The sequence below is a fragment of the Blautia sp. DFI.6.71 genome, from assembly GCF_020593585.1.
GTDB lineage: Bacteria > Bacillota > Clostridia > Lachnospirales > Lachnospiraceae > Blautia_A > Blautia_A wexlerae.
This window is the reverse complement of the sequence record NZ_JAJDMJ010000140.1, coordinates 1-997: the sequence shown is the minus strand read 5'-3', so window position 1 is coordinate 997 and position 997 is coordinate 1. Positions and strand designations below refer to the sequence as shown.

Genomic DNA, 997 nt, shown 5'->3' with positions numbered 1-997 from the left:
ATCCGGTTAGTAACAATACTTTACAGTACTGAAAAAATTTGCTATACTCCATCAAAAACGGTATTGGAGGACGCAGATATGCCACGCTACATTGTCACGCTGACAAACGATGAAATACAGGAGCTGAAAGCAATAATACAAAAAGGCGGAAAGGGCTACCGCATAAAGCATGCACAGATACTGCTAAAGTTGGACCAAAAGCCTGAAAACAAGGCATGGACATATGACCGCATCAAAGATGCGTATGGAGCCGCCCGTTCCACCATTGCAGGTATTGCGCAACGGTTTGTCATGGGAGGGATGGAGGCAGCCCTTGGGCGGAAGGTACAAGAAAACCGCCGTCGCAAGGTGACGGGCGATGTGGAGGCCCGGATATGTGCCATAGCCTGTTCGGAACCGCCGGAAGGAGCCTCACGCTGGACTATGCAGGCAATCGCGGATGAACTGATCCGCCTGGAAGTGGTCGATTACATTACGGACAGTACCGTCTGCGAGGTTATGAAAAAAATGAAATCAAGCCGTGGCTCGTAAAGGAATGGTGCATTCCGGAAGCAGACGCCGAGTTCGTAGCGAAGATGGAGGACGTGCTGGAGGTATATCAGCGCCCGTATGACCCTCTCCGTCCTGTCGTTTGCATAGATGAAACGAACAAACAGCTCATAAAGAAAACACGTATTCCCTGTGAACCAGGCCAGCCTGAAAAAGTAGATTCCGTGTATGTCCGCAACGGTGTTGCAGATGTCTTCATGATTTCTGAACCCCTGGCAGGCAGGAGGGAAACGGTTGTAACACAGACCCGCACAGCATTGGATTTTGCAGAAATTCTCCGGTATACTTCCGACACCCTGTACCCACGGACGGAAAAAATAGTTCTTGTTACCGACAATCTAAATACCCATTCTCCAGCTTCATTATATAAGGCTTTCCCACCGGAAGAAGCACGCAGGCTTGCAGAACGCTTTGAATGGCATTACACGCCAAAACATGGTAGCTGGCT

2 protein-coding genes are annotated in these 997 nt (G+C 49.4%); both read left to right on the top strand.

What is annotated here, in order from left to right; translation table 11 throughout:
- A partial coding sequence (locus LJE12_RS19605; RefSeq protein ID WP_227292397.1) for a helix-turn-helix domain-containing protein occupies nucleotides 1-531 on the top strand: 531 nt, incomplete at its 5' end.
- On the top strand, nucleotides 489-997 hold a 509-nt coding region (locus LJE12_RS19600), incomplete at its 3' end, for an IS630 family transposase (RefSeq protein WP_227292399.1). The genes LJE12_RS19605 and LJE12_RS19600, both read left to right, overlap by 43 nt.